At 74.0% G+C, this 2385-nt stretch carries 3 protein-coding genes and 1 pseudogene; 1 reads left to right on the top strand and 3 read right to left on the bottom strand.

Annotated features, from left to right (window positions below):
• The 3 genes and pseudogenes from AOK11_RS36165 to AOK11_RS36155 form a co-directional block, all read right to left on the bottom strand.
• Nucleotides 1–321 (bottom strand): annotated as a pseudogene (locus tag AOK11_RS36165) (cellulase); the annotation flags it as partial.
• An 11-nt stretch (nt 322–332) separates the two neighbouring features.
• Nucleotides 333–839, bottom strand: a complete 507-nt coding sequence (locus AOK11_RS36160; RefSeq protein WP_055597869.1) for a SigE family RNA polymerase sigma factor — start codon at nt 837–839, stop codon at nt 333–335.
• 222 nt (nt 840–1061) lie between these two features.
• Nucleotides 1062–1469 (bottom strand): DUF6479 family protein, encoded by a 408-nt coding sequence (locus AOK11_RS36155; protein ID WP_338058967.1) that lies wholly within the window; start codon nt 1467–1469, stop codon nt 1062–1064.
• 110 nt (nt 1470–1579) lie between these two features.
• Between AOK11_RS36155 and AOK11_RS36150 the strand changes: the two genes are divergently transcribed.
• On the top strand, nt 1580–1981 hold the full coding sequence (locus AOK11_RS36150) for a four-helix bundle copper-binding protein (protein WP_055597870.1): 402 nt from the start codon (nt 1580–1582) through the stop codon (nt 1979–1981).
• Nucleotides 1982–2385: the final 404 nt, after the last annotated feature.

Below are 2385 nucleotides of genomic sequence, written 5' to 3'. Positions count from 1 at the left end.
CCCGCCACCAGCGCCGCGGGGAGCGGAGCTCGTCGCCGTCGGAGTGGGCGTCGGGAGCACCGGGGGCGGCGTCGGACTGGTCGCGGGCGGCGGACGGTGATCGGCGGGTGGCTGGGAGCCGGAGCCGAGGCCGGGCAGCAGGGCGAGTCCGGCGCTGAGCCCGGCCACCGCCAGGGCCGAGCCGCCCGCCCGCCACAGTGTCCGGGACCGGTGGCGGGCCCGGATGCCCCGGTGCAGCCGCTTTTGCTGCTCGGAATCGAAGGGGGTCTGCTGCCGGGGGTCGCGCATCATGTGCGTCAGTTCCCGCTCGAAGTCGTCCATCGGTTCTCCCTTCACCCCACGGGCCTGACGGCGTCGGACAGGATCTGCCGCAGTCGCGCCACGCCCCTCGACGCGTGGGACCGGGCGGTGCCCACCGGACAGCCGAGAACCTGCGCCACCTGGGCCTCGGGCAGGTCCTCGCAGTAGCGCAGCACCACCGCGGCCCGCTGCCGGGGCGGCAACAGGGCCAGTGCGGCCTCCAGCCGCGAGCGTTCCGCCACGACCGACGACACATCGCCCGGTTCGGGCCGGTCGGGCAGCTGCTCCACCGGACGCTCGCCCCACCAGCGCCGGCGGGCGGAACGGGCCGCCATCCGCACGAGCACCTGACGGACGTACGCGTCCGGCGCCTGCTCGGCGACCTTCGGCCAGGCGAACCACAGCTTCACCAGGGACTCCTGCACCAGGTCCTCGGCACGCTGCCGGTCGCCGCCGGTGAGCAGACGCGCGACATGGAGCAGCGCCCCCCAGCGGGCAGCCACGAACTCGTCGAAGCCGTCTGCCCGAAACCGCTCCATCCTCACCGTCCCGTCCGTTCAGTCCCCTACACCCGGAGAAAGACGCTGGACCCCGCCCCACGATGCACCCGGCCCCTGTGATCCGCCTCACTTCACGCAGGCGAAGGGGCGGGTCATGGGGTCACCGGTCGTGTGATCCGACCGGTGACCCCATGACCCGCCCCGGGGCGCCACCCGCCGTGCCGCCGTCAGGCGGTGCGGACGGGGGCCTCGCAACCCGACCTAGACGCGGCCGTTCCCGTCCCAGCGCGGACGGTCCTGCGAGGTGCCGGTTCGGCTGCCGGAGCTGCCGCCGTGCAGGTCGTGCGGACCCAGACGGTCACCGTCACGGGGCATCTCGTCGGGCTCCCGGCGTTCGCGGACCTCACGGACCGGACCGCCCTCGGGCATCCGCGGCTGCTCGTCGGGGCGCGGCCTGGGGGAGTCGCCGCGCCGAACCCGGCGGCTGCCCGACGCGAACAGGCCGATCAACAGACCCACGACCAGCAGGGCCGCCACGGCGAGCCCGATACCGACGGCACCGCGGCCGACGGCGAGATCGGCCGCTCCGGTCCAGGAGGAGTCCGCCGGGGCGTTCGGGGAGACGCTCGGCGAGACATTCGTCAGGGCGTTCATCACAGGGTTCGACATGGTGGGCGAGTACCCCCGGCAGCCCGATGTAGTAGGGCCGGGCAGGTGCGGCCGTCCGCGGTGCGACCATCCGTGGTTTGAGTGTCGGTGGCCGGGGCTACCCGCCCGGTGTGACGACGACATCCCCGATACCCCAGGTGTCCCAGCAGGAGCTGTACCGGTATCTCGAGGACCGGTTCGCCTGCGCGCAGGCGTGCGCGGAATGCTCGCGGGCCTGCGCGGTGCGGGCGAGTCTGGTGAATCCCGGCGGCGGCACACCGGAGGAACTCGTACGGCGCAAGGGCGTCATCTGCGCCGAAGTGTGCGACGCGACCAGCCGTGTGCTGTCCGAGGGCAACCAGACGGACGAGGAGACCGTCCGGACCCAGGTGGAATGGTGCCGGCAGGCGTGTCTCGAGGGCGCGCGCGCCTTCGACGGACACCCCGGCGCGGAGCGCACGGCCGAGGTGTGCCGGACCTGTGCGCGGGCCTGCACGGACTTCCTCGACACGCTGGCCCCCTCGACGCCCTGACGTCCGCGACACGCTGAACCGGCCGGCGGCGCGGTGCCGACCGCCGGGCCGGTTCGGGGCGGCCGAAGGAGTACGGCGGGCGCGGTCCCGCACGGCGAACCGGAACGCGGTCACCGCTCCGCGGCCGTCCGCACCTTCGATGGCGACCACCACGGGATCCGGCGCGAGAGCGTCCCGCGGATCGGCCGGGGACACCCCTGGCGCGGCGGCAGGACACCCCGCCCCTCGATCCGAGGACGCGCGGAGCGGACGCGGCACCGTACAAAATCGGGTGACACATCGCCATACTGGACGGGCCAGGGGAGGGCGCGTTGACCACTGACGGGGGCGGAAGATGGGGGACAGCAGGCTGATCCACGGCCGGTACCGGCTGGTCGATCCGATCGGGCGGGGCGGTATGGGGG

Origin of the sequence: Streptomyces hirsutus, assembly GCF_001418415.1 — a bacterium.
In the GTDB taxonomy this organism is placed as follows: domain Bacteria; phylum Actinomycetota; class Actinomycetes; order Streptomycetales; family Streptomycetaceae; genus Streptomyces; species Streptomyces hirsutus.
This window is presented reverse-complemented; position numbering and strand designations above follow the sequence as displayed.